Raw genomic sequence first — 19282 nt, 5'->3', positions numbered from 1 at the left:
GATCTGGAAATCTTCAAACTGAATCCCATATAAAAGTTACTCAACAAAACAAGAACCTTTCGTATAAGCATGACAAATTGCTACAGCAAGAGCGTCAGCAACATGGTGGCATTTTATACTCAAATTTTTAACTATTTGCTTCACCATAAATATAATCTGATCCTTATCAGCATGGCCATTTCCGGTAATGCTTTTTTTTACATAGTTTGCATCATATTCATTCATAGTTAGCTTTGTTATTTTTAACGCTAAAATTACAACCCCTCTTGCATATCCTAAAGTTAGTGAAGATTTAGGATTTTTATTAACAAAAATTTTCTCCACCGCAGCTTCATTCGGAGAGTATAGGGAAATTACTTTCTTTAATTGTTCAAAAATTATATGTAGGCGTTCACCTGTACCCAATTTACCATCAGTTGATATGGTACCGCCGCCCAAAAATTCAATATTATTTTTTTCGTTCAGGCTGATAATGGCCCACCCAGTCTTGCTTATTCCTGGATCTAGACCTATTATTTTAACCACTTAATAAACGCTTAACCAATAGACAAACAAAAATAAAAATATCCAGACTACATCTACAAAGTGCCAATACCAGGAGGCAAACTCAAAGCACAAATGGTCCTGAAGTGTAAATTGGCCTTTCCGTGCTCTAAATAAACACACTGATAAAAATATTATTCCTATTATAACGTGTGCGCAGTGAAAACCGGTAATCATATAAAAATTGGATGTATAAATAAGCTTTTCTCCTGTTTCTTGTAGAGAAAAACTCGCTTCATGATACTCTATTGCTTGCACTATTATAAAAAAAACTCCAAGCAATATAGTTATGGACAGCATTTTAATCATGCTCTTTTTATCATTTTTAAGTAAAGAGTGATTTGCCCAAGTAATTGTTGTACCAGAAAGCAATAATATTAATGTATTCATGAATGGTAGTGACCACGGATCAGGTGGCAAAATTCCCTCAGGGGGCCATTCAACTTTTTTTGCAGGAGAAAACGCCTCAAATAAAAAAACTGGATCAAGCCAGGCTTTAAAGAATGAACAAAAGAACACTATAAAAAATACGACCTCCGAGAGAATAAACAAGTACATTGCAAATTTGAGTCCATGTTTTACAATGGCAGTGTGACATTTGTCATAAATGGCCTCCCTTATTACATCTCTCCACCAATAAAACAGCACCCCTGATACTGCGGAGATTCCCAAAACTAAACAAAACATTCCGACAATTTGTTTATGAAGCGCGCCAACTAATCCAAGTGCAAGAATAAGAATTGCTGCTGATACAGCAATTGGCCAAGGGCTTGGATCCACTAAATGAAAATCATGTTCTTTACTTTTCATAGCATTTTAAAAAATACTTATTAAGGATACAAATTAGCTTAAAATTGTCAATGTTCCTTAGGAAATTGATTGAATCTTGAAAAATTATATGCACCGTTCAAAAAATCTAACACAAATTGTGCAGTTATTCTAAACAACTCAAGCATTCTGCTCTTTTCGTTTTCTCTTGCTCTGCTGCAATATCCATCAACAATATTTTCCAAAATAATGCATCCAGACTTTACTGAATCACTGTAACAAAAATTAAACCAATCCCTATATCTATTATTTTTCTTGAATCTATTTTTCATGCTATCAACGACAGTCTCGTATATAAACATGCAAGAATACAAAACCGTCATAGCCTCATAGGTATTACTATGCGAGATGGATAAAAGAAAATTAGTGAAATTAAAACACTCAAGAGATTTCTTTTCGCGACTTATACCGTACATAGTAAAGTAGTAGTCATATAGCATTCTATTAACAGTCACTACTCTTTGGGCTACTTCAGCAAGCGAGATAATACTACTATAATCTTCCATTTTGGATGCAGTAATTAAGGTGGTACGAATATAATCACCTAAGAACAACGTCTTTTGTTGAGCATAGAATTTGAAGTTCTCTATATTTAGGGTGTTATTCGCTAACTCAACATTAAAAGGATGCTCAATTATATCCTTTAAAAGATTTGACCCGTAACAGCTCCTAATTATGCCACTGAACACTGTAGTTACCGATAAAAGATCAAGTTAACGTAAATAATCCGCTGCTAATATTCTTTGCTAGATATATTAGAGTAATATGCCTCATCCCAAAACATTATTTCTAATTCCAGCCCTTTCTTAAAAAACTCATACATCCTCTTTTTTTCACAGTCACTAGCTTTTTTATATAGCTTATTTGTAATATCAGTAACCTCATCAATTACAGCATTTACTGTTTCGCTACTATAAATGTTGATCCACTCTTTGTATTTGTTATTTTTAACCCCTTTAGTTGTTATCTCATTTACCATATGGCGTATAACGATTTGGTATATGTTAAAGCAAGAATAAGATGCTACTAAAGCTTCATTAACAGAATTGTGATATGCGGCACTCATGAAAAAGTCAGTAAAGGCAGAACAAGCTCTTGACTTTTTGTGATCATCAGATAGATCACAATCTTCAAAATATTTTTTACACTGTTCTCGAACATAAAATGCTCCTTGTGCCAAATTGATTAAACTACTCATCATTTCAATATCATCAACTCTAGCTGCAACAATTAAAAAAGCACGAGCGCAATCTATACAATACAGAAAATCCTGCTGAAGGTAGAATTTGAATTTTTCATAATCTAATGTATTATTTATCAATTCAACATTAAAAGGGTGTTCTTTTATTTTATCAATAAGATCAGAAAACTCTTTTAGAGGTTGTCCGGAAACTAGTAAATTCAAGCATATTCCCTCTTTAACATAACCCTACTCATAGCTAGGTATATGAAATTCTCAGTGGATGTTGTGAGTAAATCATACTCCTTCGATAGCCTTCTATTCCTATTAACCCAAGCAAAAGTCCTTTCTACAACCCATCTTCTTGGCTGTACTTTAAACCCTTGTTCTCTTGTTGGTAGTAGCTCAGGTGGCGTATCTTTGTGCACCCAAAATCTACATGGAGGCCTTTTAACAATTTCAATATCTATGTCATATTCTTCCTTTATGTGATTCTTTAAATTTCTTCCTTGGTATCCCATGTCAGCCCACATTTTTTTAACTTTAGTATATTTTGTTCTCATATTGTTTAATGCTATTTTAATACCATCTCTATCATTTTCGTTAGCAGCGCCTACGTAACAACCTAGTATAAAACCCTGAGTGTCTGTAATTATATGCCTTTTTCTACCCTTTACTTTTTTACTTCCATCATAGCCTTTGATCCCCCCTTTTCTGTAGTCTTTACAGATTGACTATCTACTATACAGGCACTCGGCTGCTCATTCCTTCCTATTTTTCTTCTACTATATTTTGTAATTTCATAATTCATTTTCTCAAAAATTCCCTGCTTCTTCCATTGCCTGAACTGCTCATACACAGTCTTCCATAGCGGAAAATCATTTGGTAAATACCGCCATTGACACCCTGTACGCAATACATAGAAAATTGCTTCTAATATTTCTCTTTTGCTATACTTTGGCGGCCTTCCTCCTTTCTTGTATGATACTCTGAAGTGTTTTTCTATTCTTGACCATTCCCTTTCGCTTAGATCTGTTGGATACTTTTTTCTCATCTTTACCCCGTACTAAAATTTCAGATATTATAGCCTTTTACTTGTTTCCGGACAACCTCTTACAATTACGTTGTACAGTTCTCCTTCTATTTCGTTATACACTTTATAAGCCTCACAATAAAAATTGAATATAAAAATTATTACTAATATGGTATAATTATTATGAAAAAGCGTGCTATGCTTTAACAATAAGCTAGTATATAAATATGGGGCTGTAAATCAAAAATTTTAGCAATCTAAAGAAATTTTACTATTACCTTCTATATTGAATTCTCTACGAAGATCAGCAGACAAGTTTATGCTTTCCCAAGAAAATCCACCGTCACTTTCTGACTCTTTACCAAAATGTCCATAACAGGCTGTACGTTTATATATAGGATGATTAAGCGATAAATGCTTGATTATGCCTTTTGTTGATAAATCTATATTATTCTCGATAAACTTTTTAATTACTCTTTCCTCTACCTTATTCGCACCAAATGTATCAATATAGAATGAAGTAGGTTTTGATACACCAATTGCATAAGAAAGCTGCACAAGACAACGTTCAGCCAAACCTGCAAAGACAATATTTTTAGCAAGATATCTTGCCATATAAGCCGCAGATCTATCAACTTTGGTTGCATCTTTTCCGGAAAACGCTCCTCCACCGTGTGGAATATAACCTCCATAAGTATCAACCATAATTTTTCGTCCGGTTAATCCACAATCACTAACCGGTCCACCAATAACAAATCTACCAGTTGGATTGACTAAGAGATTTTCCTCAGGACACATCCATCCTTCAGGTAAAGATGAAACTATGTAAGGGTAAATTATTTCTTTTACTTTTGATTGATCCAAATCCTCAGGGTGCTGTATTGAGACAATAATACTTTCAGCACGTACCGGGAGGTTATTCTCATATGCCAAAGTGATTTGTGACTTTGCATCTGGACCAAGTTTTGCTTCTTTAACTGCGCTCATGATATTTTTCAGAATCGAGTGTGCATAAAAAATGGGTGCCGGCATAAGGTTTTCTGTCTCTGTTGTTGCATAGCCATACATTATGCCCTGATCTCCAGCACCTTGATCCAACCCTATTGCAATGTCATTTGATTGCTCATGCAGCAATATATTTACTTTCACTTTTCTCCAGTGGAACCCATCGTGCTTGTAACCAATATCTTTTATTGTATTCCGTACAATACTTTCAATCCTGCTATTTTTGATGTTAGGCCCAAACACTTCCCCAGCTATAATAACGTTATCTTTGGCGACTAAAGTCTCTATTGCAGCTCGCGCAAAAGGATCAGTAAAAAGGTACTCATCAAGTACTGCATCTGAAATTTGATCTGCTACTTTATCTGGATGACCAGCCGCCACTGATTCACTGGTTACTAAATTTTTATATAAACTCATGTTTTTGCTTATACAATATCAAAACCGCTATAGAAAACACAGTTAGTAACTACTAAATGGTGGGTCTGGGAAGAGTTGAACCTCCGACCTCACGCTTATCAGGCGTGCGCTCTAACCACCTGAGCTACAGACCCCTGATTTATTCAAGCTGAAGCTTTCATATTATCTGTAGGCAAGATATCAATAAAAGTCTTTTTATTTGCTGATCTTCTAAAGCTGACCCAGCCTTCTATTTTAGCAAAAATCGTATGATCTTTACCTATACCAACATTCTTTCCAGGATGGAATTTTGTGCCTCTTTGGCGCACAATTATGTTACCAGGAATAACCTTCCCATCCTTCTTTATTCCTAACCTACGACCCGCTGAATCTCTACCATTACAGGAACTACCACCTGATTTTTTAGTTGCCATATCTTACCTCTTACTTTTGAAGACTAATTTCATTTATACGAAGAACAGTTATATACTGCCTATGACCAGTTTTCCTACGGTAATTTTTTCTTCTTTTCTTCTTAAAGATTATAATTTTTTCCCCCCTGCACTGCTCCAACACTTCAGCTTTAACAGTAGCATTAGATGAATAAGATAAGCCACTATTTGAAATACAAATCACCTTATTGATTTCCACCTCTTTTTTTTCTTCAGCTTCTAACTTCTCTACCTTTATTATACTACCTTCTTTTACTAAATATTGCTTTCCACCAGTCTCAATTACTGCAAACATGATAAATATAAATTATTGTTATTAACTTTAATCGTAAACGATGTCATATACGCTGTCAATATAAATAAAAAGCATGACTTAACGTTCTTTTTGAGCTACTAAAATACTTCTATCTGTTTTCATCTTTTATCTACCTTTTCTCAGACAGTAGACTTCTTGCATAACCTAAGCAGAAAAAAGGCAAATAGTTATTATAGCTCTAAGTTTACCGACACCGTCATGCAAGTAGCCCCTTCTCCTGTCATCCGAGTAGCTTGACACTGGTTCCTTTATGACGATGTCATCCAAGTGTCAGCTACTCGGATGACAAAAAAAGGAGCACTAGGATGACATCATCCTTTTTTGGGATTCCAGTGTCACGCACTGGGATGACAGCAGTCCTACGTCATACCGCCGCGAACCGTCATACCGCGATTCATTCGCGGTATCTCAGCAATAGATCCCGCTAACAAGCAGCGGGATGACGATTGTCGTTTAGCCATAAACATTAAGGAATTTACCAAATGAAAAAAAAGGCAAAAGAAACCCTAGTCATTGTCTATTTTCAGTATTGGCGTTTTTTAAGTCTTAAACACTGCAATTTAGCTGCTTTTAATTGCAACTAACCTACGCTGCAAATGTTTAAGAAATTTACTAAGCAGAAAAAAAGACAAAGGACCCCCGAGTTAGCTAGTCTTTTACTATCTCTGTCGAGTATTGGCATTTTTTGATGTCTTGTAACGCTTTATAAGCGCGTTCAGCTTATTTAGATAAAAATCTAGATGTAGATGAAGTTTTGTAAAGACATACAGTATCTATATACTGCAAAAAATTGAACATAAGACGCCGATACATTAAGTAATCCTTACCTTTTAATCTGCAGATTGGCGAAAGCAAATACAATAGCTTCGCTGTTATGATAAGGGGGCTGGCGGAGTTTGTCAAGGAAGTTTTTTTGTTTCTATTCCCAATAAAAGTTTGTTATATGGTTATGCAAGAAGTCTAATATTAAAAATGACACAACAACATAATTAAATTAGACTACTTTATTCTCTTAGTTACTTGCTTTTCTCTTGCTATTGCAAGGCTTTTTTCTGGTACATCCTCAACTATAACACTACCTGCTGCAATTACAGATTCATCATGAATATTAAGCGGCGCAATTAGTGAGCTATTGGCGCCAACAAAGCAATTGCTCCCTATATTCGTTTCATGTTTATTTTTCCCATCATAATTACAAACAATAGTGCCTGCTCCTATATTACTCTCCTGCCCTACTTTAGCATTTCCTATATAACTTAAGTGTTTTATTCTAGTGTTTTGACCAACTTCACTTGTTTTCACTTCCACAAAATTTCCTATTTTTGCCTTATTACCAATTGTTGTGTTTCCGCGTATTCTGGTAAATGGACCGACCTCAGCATTACTTTTAATTAAGCAGTTTTCTAAATGCGAAAATGGCAGTATTTTCGCACCAGACTCTATTTTCACTCCAGTACCGAAAAAAACATATGGGTAAATAACTGAATCTCTGGCAATTTGCGTATCAAGAGAAAAGAAAACAGTCTCTGGTGCAACAAGCGTTACTCCGGAGTCGGTAAAAATTTTTCTTTTATTTTCTTGAAAGTAAAACTCAGCTTTTATAAGGTCATTTCTGTTATTTATTCCCGTTGCTTCTTCTCCACCGGTAATAACGTAACCGACATTTAAATTACTCTTCACTGCAATGGAAACTATATCGGTCAAGTAATATTCATGAGTTGAGCTATTGCACTCTATTTTCTCCACCAATTCACGTAAATTCTTTGCACATGCAACCATTATTCCAGCATTTGCAAGAAATTCTTCATGATTATTTTTATCACTCTTTGCTTCTACGATTTCTCTTAAGGAACCATTCTCAATAATTAACCTACCGTATTCTTTATTGCTTGTCCTAAAACCTAGGCAAACTAGAGCCTTGCCTTCTAAATAACTAATCATTTTAGTTATTGTGCTGCTTTTTATGAGCGGAGTATCCCCATACTGCACAACAACTATGCTTGAATCTGGCAATTCTCTTAGGTTTCTCATCGCAGTTTTGACCGCATCTCCCGTGCCAAGTGTTAATTCTTGTGTAATTAACTGTATATCCTTAAAACACTTTAGTCTTTCAATTAAAGGCTGATCAACTACAACAGCAATATTTTCAGGATTTAACTGTTTTGCATTGTAAATGACATGCTGGAGCATGGAAAAACTGCCTATTTTGTGTAGGACCTTAGGCAAATCTGAATTCATCCGCCTGCCATGCCCTGAAGCAAGTATAACGAACGTATGAGTTTTACTTATCACTTATCTTAAAGATGAAAAATGAAAACCGTAATGATCAAGCCAGCTGATTTTGTTGTCATAAAAGCTCCTCAAGTCGCTAATTTGATATTTTAGCATTGCAAGCCTTTCTATACCAATGCCAAACGCAAAACCGTTGTATTTAGTATGGTCTATTCCAACATTTTGAAATACATTTGGATGCGTCATACCGCATCCCAGTACTTCTATCCATTTACTACCTTTATAACTTATGTCCACTTCCGCAGAAGGCTCGGTAAAAGGGAAAAAACTATTACGAAAACGTATCTTCAGCCCTTTATCGCCAAAGAACTTATTAAGGAAGTGATGAATAGTAAATTTTAACTGGCCCATATTGACATTCTCATCGACATATAACCCCTCTATTTGATGGAACATAGGGGTGTGAGTTGCATCAAAGTCGTTTCTGTATACTCTACCTGCGGCTACTATTTTAATTGGGAATTTTTTTGTTTTTTCCATGGTTCTAATCTGTACAGATGAGGTGTGAGTGCGCAGTACCATTCTTTTATCATCTATTTTATTCTTTAAGTAGAAGGTATCTTGCTCCTCTCGTGCAGGATGATGACTTGGAGTATTCAGTGCATCAAATACATGAAATTCATCTTCAATGTCAGGGCCATCAACTGCCTTAAAACCCATATGTGCAAAAATAAGCTTTACTTCATTTAGAACCTTACTGAGTGGATGGACCTTGCCAATTTTTTCTGGCCTCGCAGACAACGTGATATCAACTGCCTCGTTCTGCAATTTAAAGTTAACTTCTTCGGCTTTTAGTATATTCTCCTTACTCATTATAAGCTGATCTAGCTTATTACGTAAAACGTTGATAACTTCGCCTAAATTGCGCTTTTTTCCTGCGTCTTCTATCTCTTTTAAGTTGTCAAAATAAGCTTTAATTACACCCTTTTTTCCCAAATATGATAGCCTAACTTTTTCTAAATCTTGTAAAGAAGAAGCATTCTCAATTTCGGAAACTGCTTTATCTTCAAGTGAAAGTATGTCATCTAATAACTCTTTATTCATCTTAAAAACGCTGGCTTAAACTTTCATTATAGTGAAATTTTAAATATCATCAACAATCCGAAAAATTGCCCTATTCTGATTATTAATTTATTGACTGATTAATCTTTTTTATTTACCTTTGCGTTGATGAATTTGCTGTATCAACTATGCACAACAGTAATACTGAAACTAAGAATAAGTATAAAATAGAGGATTTACCTAAGCTCTTTAAGGAAAAATCCAGAAACATAAGTAAAGCATTTTCTAGCGAAACAATTAAGATCAGTACTATTCGCTCGAGAAGTATTGAAAGTAATATACAAGAATTTTCATTTGAGCTAACAGCAACAGATAAAGACACCTTTAATATAAGATTATTTCGAATAAACTCTTTAATTAATTTTTTCAAAATCTGCCTTTCCCGGGAAAAAAATTTTACAGCCAACATAAAAGTGCCCAAAGAAAGCAGTGAACTATATAATAACTACTGTAAAACTAACAGTTATAAAACTGTAGAAGAATTCGTAAATAGTGCTCCGCCTCAAATCCTTCTGCAGGGCACAACGATAACGCTACAAACAGACGTTGAAAACATTAACCTGGACAACTTGTACCAAATCGAGTTATTTCTAAATGAAAAGCTACAACATGCAGAAAAAACTGAAAATGAAGACAAAAAAGAACAGAGTGAAACTAACCAAAAAAATGCACAAAATAAACAAATCGTACCAGTTACAGGCTCATTTGGCTTCGATGTAACAAATAATGGAAAACAAGTTACACGTGTTTCGATAGTAGTTGCTGCAATGCATGAAAACGTTTTCTGGTTTAGATCTTTTTTCTGTCTACCCAATTTTTTTAATACGTCACAATTCTTTTCCCAACAATTGCCAAAATTTTCTATACAGAGCAACAATATACCATTTGGTGTTATTCCAGCGTTTGACCAGGAAAAAAGAAACATGGATCCAAGTAGTCAAGCTACTCGGATGACAGGGGGTAGTATAGAAAATCCAATACTTCAAGAAGCAGAACAGAATGTAGGTCAAACTACTTCGCACACAGAGTATTTTAAGGCTAACAGAAAAAAGAAGTCAAAAAAGCAGACCAAAGAACTATCAGAGAAAGAAAAACCATTAGCCATAAAACAAGCACAAAATGATGCTAGAGTAGCTATGATAGATAACCAAATTGAGCACAGGGGGAAAAAACTCGATAAAATATTTATTGAAGTGATGAGTGGATACAAAAATCAAGATCCAGAAACATTTTGCAATATTTTCAGCTCAGTATTCAATATTGTTTACTTTCAAGATAAACAATTACATGCAATATTAGAGCCAGGCGAGATATCAGAAGTATTACAGATACTCGAAAGGCCACAACCTCTTAGTAACTCACTTTTAGGTAAAGAATATTTACAAAAACAAGTATATAGAAAAAAAGAGCAATTGCTTAAATTAGTTTCAGGTGTTTATATACAACAACCTTCTCCACAAGATGAAAATACTCCTCATAAATCTACAAACCCTTTACCAATTAAAGATCTTTCACCAGCAACAAATGAAGCTAAAACTCTACCACCTACTAACATTACACTCAAATCATCATTAAAAACTGTATTTTCCTCAAAAAAGGCTTATTTTTGTCTATTTATAATAGTAGCATCTGCATCAACACTTTGCTTATGGCATTTTCCGTTAGGAAAAGTGTCAATGTTAAAAGGATTAGTGCCACCAGAAAAAAGAGAAAGTATTGGGCTAGCATTGAACATAGGGTTACCAATATTAACTGCATTATGTGTTCTGAGTTTGGCTTATTTCATATATTCTGAATATTCTATAGAATCTATTGAACAAGTAAGTGAAAACGATCCCCTTTCTCGCGCCTATAGCTAGTGCAGGCTCAGTTTTCCTACGTCATACCGTCACGGTATCTCTAGATCCCGCTAACACGTAGCGGGATGACGAATTTGTCGTTTTTTAAATTGTCGGTAAACCAGAATTACTTTAACTATAACAAAATAGAAATAAGTTGTTGTAAAAAATTTTTCATGGTAAAATTATTTATTTTCACCATATGTTTAAAGGAATTATCACGGATATCGGGACTATAACTGATACTACCACTCACTTCAACTCTGATCAAATTTTCCATATCAAGACACAAAATTTATCCTCTATAAATAAAGGAGATTCAATAGCTTGCTCTGGTGTGTGTTTAACTGTTGTTGATATAATGAGCGATACATTTACAGTCCAAGCATCTCAAGAAACTATGAAGGTTGCTAACTTAAATACGTGGAGAATAGGAAAAAAAATAAATCTCGAACAAGCAATGAGATTAAGCGATAAGATCGATGGCCACCTGGTTCAGGGTCATGTTGATGGGATAGTAAAATTTTTAACAATTAATCAAAATTTAGATTCTCATGAAATCAAACTATCGTGCCCACAAGAATTAATTAAATTTGTTGCAAAAAAAAGCTCCGTTACACTAGATGGGGTTTCCCTCACAGTGAATTCAGTTATTAATCAGGAATTTACAGTAAATATCACTCCCTATACATGGGAAAATACAACTTTTCAGTACAACAAAGTAAATGATTATTTGAATTTAGAAATTGACATGATCGCTAGGTATTTAGATCAATTGATGCAGCATAAATACAATTAATTTTACAACCTTGTTATTTACAACTATTATATCTTGAAAACCATATAGATATAAAACATGCTTTTCGATAGCCTAATTATCTTCATTGTTGTTCTATGCGTAATAATCTCGGTAACTAGAGGCTTTATAAAAGAGCTATGCGCACTAATGTTTCTATTTTTATCGGTCTTTCTGACAGCTAATCACTATGATTTTTTCGCTCCAAATTATAGTAAATATTTTGATTCTAAAGTTACACTAAACATACTTTCTACAATCTCTGTATTTATTATACTTAATCTTATATTCATGATAATAAATAACTGGCTAATGTACATATTATCACCCATAAGGTTGGGGTTTATCGATAGAGTTACTGGAATCTTTCTCGGAGTGCTTAAAGGAATATTGCTCTCTTATGTATTATTTTTTGCTGTGCACTTATATTGCTACACAGTATATGACAAAAAAGAGGGAGAGTATAAAATAGAAGCAGAAGACATATTGCCTAATTGGATAATAAATTCACACTCTTATCAGGCTTTATTTGTGACAGCAGAAGAAGTAATTGACATGTATGTACCAGAGTCGTTGATACTAAAAATAAAAGAGATCGGTGGAGAAATGGTTGATCAAGAAAAACCTAAAAACAATAAAAAAGAAGAGTAAATATTTATTTATAAATATTTTCATTGGGAGTATTCAAAAAGCCATATGTGTCAGGTTAAGAGCACAGAATTTTTTACTGGAAATATTAATTTTGTTTTAGCAATAAATCAACTTAAGGTCATAATATCTTGACATTTATTTAATGTTGCTATATAATAGCTATGTACATTTTGTGTACTATAGCAATAAAATTACCTTGTAATAGGTGTATTGGACCCGAGGGCAGTACTCGGCGTCTCCACCATGTTTTTTAATTTATGTGGGGACGAATAAGGATCGACATGCATAGTAAAGATGGTAGCTTTGCTCGGTTAGACACCACCGCTAAGAGTTCATAATTTAAATGCAAACGATAATTTTGCTGCTGAAGACAATGTCGACGCAATAGCTGCTTAATTTAAGCACTATAACTTCATTGCTATAAGCACGGTTCAGGGAACGCCGGGTAACAGAAGTTCCCCAAAATTTACGTATGTGAAAGTTATATGGAGCAAACAGATTACAAAAAACTGCTTAATTCTGCTAAGTTTCAAGTTATCAAAAAGACTTTAGATGTTATATCAGGTAATGGTTTTATCCCTCACTTAGAAATATTATTTTTCACATATTTTAATGGTGTGACCATGCCAGATCGTTTGAAAAAGTCATACCCTACTCAAATGCTTATTATATTACAGCATCAATTCTATGATTTAAAAGTTTCTGAGGATAAATTTAGCGTCAGTTTGAGTTTTCAAGGAAAACAAGAGCGAATTACTATACCGTTTTTTGCTATTAGTGAGTTTCGTGATAAAATTTCAGGAGATGTTTTAATATTTGACAAAATCAGTATCGACTCTGATAAAGAATACAAAAGTGAAAAATGTACTGAAAAACTATCAAACGGTAGTATTATATCCATAGATCAACTGCGTGATGAGTAACTGCTCATCTTTATAAACAAAAAATATTAATAGAAAAAAGTGGTCTAACTTAAGTAATAGAATAGAGGGTAGATAAATATGCTAAATCTTTAATTATTTATTAACGCAGGTGGCAAAATTTTTCTTACATATCATCAACTTCCTTTATTGAAAAATTCAGAAAAATGTTGTATAATTATTAGTAGACTTTGGTAAAACATATGACAGATTCAGGAATTAGTATAACTTTTGACCCAAAAACTTCACATAACCTTACTAAGTTAGCTGAAATCACCAAGGAATCCGTTCAAGAACTAGCAAAAAGGTTAGTCATCGAAGGAATCGAGTGCGAAGTAGAAGATATTGCGTTATATAAAACTATTAAGGAATGTGAGGATGTAGACTGGAATACAGTACTATCTGAAAGGGAGAGGACATAAACTGAAATACGATATTGTCTACTCAAAAAACTTTACTGAAAGAGATTTTCTAAATCTTCCAAAAACAATAAGATCAAGGATTACAAAAGCGATAAACGAGCGGTTTACAACTGATCCAATTAAATTTGGTAAACCATTACGTGGCAGGCTAAAAGGGTATAGAAGAATAAGGGTTAGTGATTATCGAATTATTTATACTGTAAATATTGCAAAACATAAGGTATTTGTTGCTACAGCAGGACATAGAGACACCATTTATGAGAAGGCTACTTGATAAACATTAAATATATTTTTATACAGCCCTCCTTCCTTTATTGAAAAATTAAAAAAAATGTTGTAAAATAGCTATAGTAGTAGACTTTGGTAAAACTGATGGTAAATTCAAAAGTTAGTGTAACTTTCCACCCAGAAACTTCGCAGCATCTTGTTGAACTAGCTAGAGCCACCAAGCAGTCTGTTCAAAAATTAACAGAAAAGCTAGTCAAGGAAGCAATCGAACTTGAAGCGGAAGATATTGCATTTTCCAAAATTATTAGGGAGTTAAATTCTGATGATGCAGAAGAAGTAGAGGATAGTGAAGACATCTGGAAATAAGCAATACACCATTAAATATCTAAAGCATGTTCTTAAAAGAAATTTGCCTTCCTTGCCGGAAGATGTAAAGCCAAGTATTAAAGATGCAATAAAAGAGTATCTTGAGACTGATCCTATTGGTAACGGTGTGTTGCTACGCAAGAGATTAAAGGAACATAGAAGAATAAAAGTTGCTGATGATTATCGTATTGTCTACCGTGTAAATACTGTAAAACGTATAGTAATTATTGTTTCAATAGGACACAGGGACAATATTTACAAGCAGGCAATATTGGACCTACTGAAACATTAAATATATTTTTATACACCACTCCTTTCTTTATTGAAAAATTAAAAAAAATGTTGTATAATTATTAGTGGACTTTGGTAAAACATATGGCAAATTCAGGCATTAACATAGCTCTTAGCGAAGAAACTTTAAAGCATCTTGCTGAATTATCTGAATTTACTAAACAGCCCGTTCAAGAATTAGCAGGAAAACTATTTAGAGAAGCAGTTGAGCTTGAAATGGAGGATTTTTTAGTATCTAAAATTTCTGATGAGCGTGATGTTGAAGGTGCAGAAACAGTTGATTTTGAAGATATTAAGTGGGATTAGAGCGTTACAAGGTTAAGTCTCTAAAGAGTGTTGTTGAAAAAGATTTACCAAACCTTCCAAAGATAATAAGGCTAAGAGTTCAAAAGGCTATAAAAGAACGTCTTACAGTTGACCCAATAAATTTTGGTGAACCACTACATCATAACTTAAAAGGATGTAGAAGGCTAAGAGTTGGTGACTATCGTGTAATTTACAGAGTAAATCAATTAGATCATATAGTAACTATCACAGAGATAGGACATAGAGATGATATTTATAAGAAATAAATATCAACATTAATATATATTATACACCCCTCCTTCCTTGTCCATTCTCTACTTTAGGTGGCTTTGCGCAGCTCAAAAAATGAAGTTTTTTTTGGTTCAGCAAAAACAACATTTTGAGTTTGAAAAGGCTAAATACTTGTCTTTTATATAACTTTCGTGTAATAGATATGTATGCATCCAATCATATATCTACTCAATACGTTACTTGATCTTTATAGCTTCATTCTAATATGTTGGGTTGTCCTAAACTGGCTGGTTAAACTTAATATGGTGAACATATATAATGAAACTGTCAGTAGCATAATGCACATCTTGAACCAATTGACATATCCACCACTAAAGATTATTAGAAGATATATACCACCGTTCAACGGATTAGATTTATCTATAATGATATTGCTAATAACAATTCACTTTGTAAAATATACAGTAGCTTACTACTTTAGGTAGATGTTAAAAAAATATCTAAAATCAGCAATATATCTATCCCTTTTAATATATATATATATATCAGTTTTTAGCTATAACTATAAAGATCCTTCCTTAAACACAGCTACAAATGAGGAAGTGACAAATTTAGGTGGAATAGTAAGTTCATATTTAGCTGATATATTGGTTCAATTTCTTGGATTAACTAGTGTTACAATAGCTACAACCATAGTTTACTTGTTGATCTTCAGGCCATCAAAAAGGCTGCTAAAAATTCTCTATTTAATATTAATCAATTTAGGGATATGTGCTATACTACCACAACTTTCGCTAGGCATCACTGCAAGGTACAGACACAGTGGAATAATAGGGAATGCACTAATTAATAACTGCCCGTTTTATATATTTGTGATAGTAACATCAATAGGTCTTGTAGGATCTGTTGGTTGGAAGAGAACAATTTACTCTCTATTCTTCTTATGTAAAAAAATAGCTTGCTTATTTGTAAATGTTCCATTCTTCAGATCACATAAAACTACTGAGTATTCAATTGCACCATTAGTAGTAGAAGAAAAACATAGAACTAAAATCACTACTAAACAACAACCAAAAGAAAGACAGAAAAAAGCTACCGAGGAGGTTTTAAGTGAGTTTAAGTTTCCAAGTATCCATTTACTTTCTAAAGCAGAAGAGTCTTTGCAGAGAAAACAGCTAAATGAAATGGAGAGCAATAAAAATTTATCTCTGCTGGAACAAGTCCTGAGTGATTTTGGCGTGCAAGGAAAAATTATCAGTGTATGCTATGGGCCGGTTGTGACTTTGTACAAACTTGAACCACAAGCTGGCACGAAATCTGCAAGAGTAATTGGCCTTGCAGATGACATTGCACGTTCGATGAGTGCACTCTCTGCACGTATTTCAATAATTCGTGGGCAAAATGCTATGGGAATAGAGTTGCCGAACAAGGAACGGGAAATTGTAATGCTGCGTGATTTGCTTGAATCCCCAGAATACCAAAATGCAAACTTAAATCTCCCAATTGCGCTTGGCAAAGAAATAAGTGGAAAACCAGTTATTGCAGATCTAACTAAAATGCCCCACTTGCTCGTTGCTGGAACCACAGGATCTGGTAAATCAGTTGCGATTAACACTATGATTCTTTCACTCGTTTATCGATTAAGTCCTGATGAATGTAAGATGATAATGATCGACCCAAAAATGCTTGAGCTTTCAATATATGATGCAATACCGCATCTAATAACGCCAGTGGTAACAGAGCCAAAAAAGGCTGTAGTCGCTCTTAAGTGGATAGTGAAAGAAATGGAAAATCGCTATCGCATGATGTCCTATTTAAATGTGCGCAATGTAATAAACTATAACCAAAGAATCACAGAAGCGATGAATAGTGGAATAGAATTGGAGCGCGTTGTGCAGATTGGCTTTAACTCAACAACAGGCAAACCTCTGTTTGAAAAAATACCAATCAAGATGGAAACATTTCCGTATATTGTAGTGATCGTGGATGAAATGGCAGATTTGATGCTTGTTGCCGGCAAAGAAATAGAGTGCTCTATTCAACGCTTAGCTCAGATGGCTCGTGCTGCAGGAATACACATCATAATGGCAACACAACGCCCATCTGTGGATGTGATCACAGGTGTGATAAAGGCGAACTTTCCAACGAGAATCAGTTTTGCTGTTACTTCTAAGATAGATAGCCGTACAATACTTGGCGAACAAGGGGCTGAACAATTGCTCGGCATGGGTGACATGCTCTATATGGCCTCTGGTGGTAAGATCATTCGAGTTCACGGCCCATTTGTAAGTGATAATGAGGTGCAAGATATAGTTGATCATCTGAAAATGCAAGGTGAGCCAAACTACATGGAGGAAATCACTAAAGAAGATGAAAATTCTTCTACAGAGTCACACGATGAAACGGAGGATGAAGAAAATGACCTCTATAACCAAGCAGTGGCCATCATTCAAAGAGATCAAAAAGTTTCAACCAGTTACATTCAAAGGCAGCTTAGAATAGGCTATAACAGAGCAGCAAACATCGTTGAAAGAATGGAAAAGGAAGGTATTGTCAGCGCTCCAAATTACTCAGGGAAAAGAGAGATATTGGTTGAATAACAATCTTGTAATACCTTAATTTAAGTTTTCGCACTTTCAAAAAGCAAGTCAAACGAAATTATTAAAAGATCAATACATAATGACAATTGATTTAATAATAATTTAAACATTTGGAATGTAAAATTATAATATATTAATTAACTAGGGGGTTAAAAATGGGTATAACTAAATGGGTACTTGGCTTTGATGAGTCAGATATAACAGCATTGCAGGAAAGTCAACAAATTGATGCTGAGCAGTTTGAAAAAGTTTTTGGTGCATTAAAAGAATGGCAAGAAGCTCAAAAGATAGATGCTAAACAGTTTGAAGAGGTATTTAGTGCATTAAAAGAATGGCAAGAAGCTCAAAAGATAGATGTTGAGCAGTTTGAAAAAGTTTTTAGTGCATTAGAAGACAAGATTGGTACTAAGCAGTTTCAAGCTATGCAAGAGCACTTAAACGGCCTGCAAGAAAAAGTGGAAACACTTGCAGAGGCAGTAGCAGATCAACAAAAAATAATGGCAATTTGTATCATAGTCAGTGCTGTTGCCGCAATAGCAATAACTAGTTTTGTTGCATTCTGTATCTATCAGGGAGTTAAGCTTGATAAAGAGAAAAAAACGACTTATCTAAAGATACGCCAGACGCAAAACTTAATAATGTAGATACTACCGATGGTACTGAAAAACTACAGAATAACTTAAAAGTTGCAAACATATAGCTGCATAACACTTTTCTTGAAAAGGTGTTACGCAACTTGTAACACCTTACTCTTCTCTTAGTCTGCGTAGGTTTTTTTGATAGCAAACATATCACTTTTTAGAAAAATATTTGTATTGTAAAGTTAGTAAAGATTCTGGTTTACTTAAAGTTTGTTAATTGCTATCTTTTAAAACACGATATTTACTATAGCACCATATGCTTAGGGTTTTTTCTAAAATTTTATTTATATTAATGTTTTTGGTTTCTAGCTTTTTTACTGTGCATAGTGCTGAAGCTAAATCTAAGCTCAGTAAGAGATACATACCTCCTGGTAACCCTGGTGGTGCAAACTTTCATACAGATGAGGATTTTGCTGAGTCATATAAACTGTATGAGAAGCGTAGGGAATTGCTCAAGAAAAAAAAATTACAAGATCGAGCTATAAATAAAGAAGATCTAATCAAAAAATTAAAAGAGAAAAAAATTGCTAATCTTGATAATGAGCCAAATGACATGGAAGCTTGCATAGTCGACGATGAAGAGAGCACTATGATAAATCAGCATGGTATTAATATCGCACGTTTAAGGGGTGCTGTATTTATAGATCAAGAGTCAGTTTTCCAGTATGAAAATAAGCAGCATGAAAGTGAACAACAAGAAGAGAAGAAAGTTACTTCAACACGAAAAAAGAAAGTTTCTCCTATAAATGCCACTATAAAAGAAACTCCATCAAGAAGAACGTGCTCACATGATTCTATTGCTAATTTGGATAACGTAGATGCTTATAGTTTGAATGGTTCAAGTTCATTTGGCAGTGTAGCTGACACAGTAAAATAGTATCACAA

General features: G+C 34.1%; 23 protein-coding genes, 1 tRNA gene, 1 other RNA gene and 1 pseudogene. 15 read left to right on the top strand and 11 right to left on the bottom strand.

Annotated features, from left to right (window positions below; genetic code table 11):
• Positions 1–36: 36 nt before the first annotated feature.
• The 11 genes and pseudogenes from ruvC to pheS form a co-directional block, all read right to left on the bottom strand.
• Positions 37–525, bottom strand: coding sequence for a crossover junction endodeoxyribonuclease RuvC (ruvC, locus tag L0Z58_RS00690; RefSeq protein ID WP_010962392.1), 489 nt, complete (start codon positions 523–525; stop codon positions 37–39).
• Positions 526–1353: a cytochrome c oxidase subunit 3 gene (locus L0Z58_RS00685; RefSeq protein ID WP_006279354.1), complete on the bottom strand. Its 828-nt coding sequence runs from the start codon at positions 1351–1353 to the stop codon at positions 526–528. It abuts the gene before it with no gap.
• A 47-nt stretch (positions 1354–1400) separates the two neighbouring features.
• Entirely contained in the window at positions 1401–2060 is a 660-nt protein-coding gene (locus L0Z58_RS00680) for a TenA family protein (protein WP_010962391.1), read from the bottom strand.
• 44 nt (positions 2061–2104) lie between these two features.
• A complete protein-coding gene (locus L0Z58_RS00675) occupies positions 2105–2776 on the bottom strand; it encodes a TenA family protein (RefSeq protein WP_010962390.1) in 672 nt (223 codons plus the stop codon).
• Positions 2773–3605: pseudogene (locus L0Z58_RS00670) on the bottom strand (IS5 family transposase). Before L0Z58_RS00670 ends, L0Z58_RS00675 begins: the two are co-directional and overlap by 4 nt.
• Before the next feature lie 228 nt (positions 3606–3833).
• The gene (metK, locus tag L0Z58_RS00665; RefSeq protein ID WP_010962389.1) at positions 3834–5006 is read right to left on the bottom strand and encodes a methionine adenosyltransferase; all 1173 of its coding nucleotides are present in this window, start codon (positions 5004–5006) and stop codon (positions 3834–3836) included.
• Between the two features lie 57 nt (positions 5007–5063).
• A tRNA-Ile gene (locus tag L0Z58_RS00660) sits at positions 5064–5140 on the bottom strand.
• Positions 5141–5149: 9 nt separating this feature from the next.
• A complete protein-coding gene (gene rpmA / locus L0Z58_RS00655) occupies positions 5150–5419 on the bottom strand; it encodes a 50S ribosomal protein L27 (protein WP_010962388.1) in 270 nt (89 codons plus the stop codon).
• 10 nt (positions 5420–5429) lie between these two features.
• Entirely contained in the window at positions 5430–5732 is a 303-nt protein-coding gene (gene rplU, locus L0Z58_RS00650; RefSeq protein ID WP_010082251.1) for a 50S ribosomal protein L21, read from the bottom strand.
• A gap of 1020 nt (positions 5733–6752) precedes the next feature.
• Positions 6753–8045 carry a bifunctional UDP-N-acetylglucosamine diphosphorylase/glucosamine-1-phosphate N-acetyltransferase GlmU gene (gene glmU, locus L0Z58_RS00645; RefSeq protein ID WP_010962387.1) on the bottom strand — a complete coding sequence of 431 codons (1293 nt, stop codon included), beginning with the start codon at positions 8043–8045 and terminating at the stop codon, positions 6753–6755.
• The gene (pheS, locus tag L0Z58_RS00640) at positions 8046–9089 is read right to left on the bottom strand and encodes a phenylalanine--tRNA ligase subunit alpha (protein WP_010962386.1); all 1044 of its coding nucleotides are present in this window, start codon (positions 9087–9089) and stop codon (positions 8046–8048) included.
• 146 nt (positions 9090–9235) lie between these two features.
• On the opposite strand from pheS, the gene L0Z58_RS00635 reads away from it, so the two are divergent.
• The 15 genes from L0Z58_RS00635 to L0Z58_RS00565 all read left to right on the top strand — a co-directional run bounded on the left by L0Z58_RS00635 (position 9236) and on the right by L0Z58_RS00565 (position 19274).
• Positions 9236–10966: a hypothetical protein gene (locus tag L0Z58_RS00635; protein ID WP_010962385.1), complete on the top strand. Its 1731-nt coding sequence runs from the start codon at positions 9236–9238 to the stop codon at positions 10964–10966.
• Between the two features lie 181 nt (positions 10967–11147).
• Positions 11148–11744: a riboflavin synthase gene (locus tag L0Z58_RS00630; RefSeq protein ID WP_010962384.1), complete on the top strand. Its 597-nt coding sequence runs from the start codon at positions 11148–11150 to the stop codon at positions 11742–11744.
• Between the two features lie 57 nt (positions 11745–11801).
• Positions 11802–12392, top strand: a complete 591-nt coding sequence (locus L0Z58_RS00625) for a CvpA family protein (RefSeq protein WP_010962383.1) — start codon at positions 11802–11804, stop codon at positions 12390–12392.
• Between the two features lie 124 nt (positions 12393–12516).
• Positions 12517–12856, top strand: a transfer-messenger RNA (tmRNA) gene (gene ssrA, locus L0Z58_RS00620).
• A 21-nt stretch (positions 12857–12877) separates the two neighbouring features.
• Positions 12878–13315, top strand: a complete 438-nt coding sequence (locus L0Z58_RS00615; RefSeq protein WP_006279412.1) for a ClpXP protease specificity-enhancing factor SspB — start codon at positions 12878–12880, stop codon at positions 13313–13315.
• Between the two features lie 200 nt (positions 13316–13515).
• A complete protein-coding gene (locus L0Z58_RS00610; RefSeq protein ID WP_006279413.1) occupies positions 13516–13734 on the top strand; it encodes a hypothetical protein in 219 nt (72 codons plus the stop codon).
• Entirely contained in the window at positions 13703–14008 is a 306-nt protein-coding gene (locus L0Z58_RS00605) for a type II toxin-antitoxin system RelE family toxin (RefSeq protein ID WP_315940907.1), read from the top strand. The genes L0Z58_RS00610 and L0Z58_RS00605 overlap by 32 nt, the downstream gene beginning before the upstream one ends.
• A gap of 98 nt (positions 14009–14106) precedes the next feature.
• Complete coding sequence (locus L0Z58_RS00600) at positions 14107–14328, top strand: hypothetical protein (protein WP_022626208.1); 222 nt, start codon at positions 14107–14109, stop codon at positions 14326–14328.
• Positions 14309–14620 (top strand): type II toxin-antitoxin system RelE family toxin, encoded by a 312-nt coding sequence (locus L0Z58_RS00595; protein WP_010962380.1) that lies wholly within the window; start codon positions 14309–14311, stop codon positions 14618–14620. Before L0Z58_RS00600 ends, L0Z58_RS00595 begins: the two co-directional genes overlap by 20 nt.
• Before the next feature lie 83 nt (positions 14621–14703).
• Entirely contained in the window at positions 14704–14925 is a 222-nt protein-coding gene (locus tag L0Z58_RS00590) for a hypothetical protein (RefSeq protein WP_006279415.1), read from the top strand.
• Positions 14916–15191, top strand: coding sequence for a type II toxin-antitoxin system RelE family toxin (locus L0Z58_RS00585; RefSeq protein WP_007550684.1), 276 nt, complete (start codon positions 14916–14918; stop codon positions 15189–15191). The genes L0Z58_RS00590 and L0Z58_RS00585 overlap by 10 nt, the downstream gene beginning before the upstream one ends.
• Before the next feature lie 171 nt (positions 15192–15362).
• Positions 15363–15641: a YggT family protein gene (locus L0Z58_RS00580; protein ID WP_006279515.1), complete on the top strand. Its 279-nt coding sequence runs from the start codon at positions 15363–15365 to the stop codon at positions 15639–15641.
• Positions 15642–17756 carry an FtsK/SpoIIIE family DNA translocase gene (locus tag L0Z58_RS00575; RefSeq protein ID WP_010962378.1) on the top strand — a complete coding sequence of 705 codons (2115 nt, stop codon included), beginning with the start codon at positions 15642–15644 and terminating at the stop codon, positions 17754–17756.
• A gap of 155 nt (positions 17757–17911) precedes the next feature.
• Positions 17912–18400, top strand: a complete 489-nt coding sequence (locus tag L0Z58_RS00570; RefSeq protein ID WP_010962377.1) for a hypothetical protein — start codon at positions 17912–17914, stop codon at positions 18398–18400.
• Positions 18401–18653: 253 nt separating this feature from the next.
• Positions 18654–19274: a TRP75-related protein gene (locus tag L0Z58_RS00565; protein ID WP_022626207.1), complete on the top strand. Its 621-nt coding sequence runs from the start codon at positions 18654–18656 to the stop codon at positions 19272–19274.
• The last annotated feature ends 8 nt before the right edge of the window (positions 19275–19282 follow it).

This window comes from Wolbachia endosymbiont of Aedes aegypti, assembly GCF_021496215.1.
In the GTDB taxonomy this organism is placed as follows: domain Bacteria; phylum Pseudomonadota; class Alphaproteobacteria; order Rickettsiales; family Anaplasmataceae; genus Wolbachia; species Wolbachia pipientis.
The sequence above is the reverse complement of the archived record's forward strand: the minus strand, read 5'-3'. Positions and strand labels throughout refer to the sequence as shown.

Coding starts and splice junctions, on each gene's coding strand:
- L0Z58_RS00685 (WP_006279354.1), bottom strand. CDS start 1,353: ATGAAAAGTAAAGAACATGATTTTCATTTAGTGGATCCAAGCCCTTGG.
- metK (WP_010962389.1), bottom strand. CDS start 5,006: ATGAGTTTATATAAAAATTTAGTAACCAGTGAATCAGTGGCGGCTGGT.
- rpmA (WP_010962388.1), bottom strand. CDS start 5,419: ATGGCAACTAAAAAATCAGGTGGTAGTTCCTGTAATGGTAGAGATTCA.
- rplU (WP_010082251.1), bottom strand. CDS start 5,732: ATGTTTGCAGTAATTGAGACTGGTGGAAAGCAATATTTAGTAAAAGAA.
- pheS (WP_010962386.1), bottom strand. CDS start 9,089: ATGAATAAAGAGTTATTAGATGACATACTTTCACTTGAAGATAAAGCA.
- L0Z58_RS00635 (WP_010962385.1), top strand. CDS start 9,236: ATGCACAACAGTAATACTGAAACTAAGAATAAGTATAAAATAGAGGAT.
- L0Z58_RS00630 (WP_010962384.1), top strand. CDS start 11,148: ATGTTTAAAGGAATTATCACGGATATCGGGACTATAACTGATACTACC.
- L0Z58_RS00625 (WP_010962383.1), top strand. CDS start 11,802: ATGCTTTTCGATAGCCTAATTATCTTCATTGTTGTTCTATGCGTAATA.
- L0Z58_RS00615 (WP_006279412.1), top strand. CDS start 12,878: ATGGAGCAAACAGATTACAAAAAACTGCTTAATTCTGCTAAGTTTCAA.
- L0Z58_RS00610 (WP_006279413.1), top strand. CDS start 13,516: ATGACAGATTCAGGAATTAGTATAACTTTTGACCCAAAAACTTCACAT.
- L0Z58_RS00600 (WP_022626208.1), top strand. CDS start 14,107: ATGGTAAATTCAAAAGTTAGTGTAACTTTCCACCCAGAAACTTCGCAG.
- L0Z58_RS00590 (WP_006279415.1), top strand. CDS start 14,704: ATGGCAAATTCAGGCATTAACATAGCTCTTAGCGAAGAAACTTTAAAG.
- L0Z58_RS00580 (WP_006279515.1), top strand. CDS start 15,363: ATGCATCCAATCATATATCTACTCAATACGTTACTTGATCTTTATAGC.
- L0Z58_RS00575 (WP_010962378.1), top strand. CDS start 15,642: ATGTTAAAAAAATATCTAAAATCAGCAATATATCTATCCCTTTTAATA.
- L0Z58_RS00570 (WP_010962377.1), top strand. CDS start 17,912: ATGGGTATAACTAAATGGGTACTTGGCTTTGATGAGTCAGATATAACA.
- L0Z58_RS00565 (WP_022626207.1), top strand. CDS start 18,654: ATGCTTAGGGTTTTTTCTAAAATTTTATTTATATTAATGTTTTTGGTT.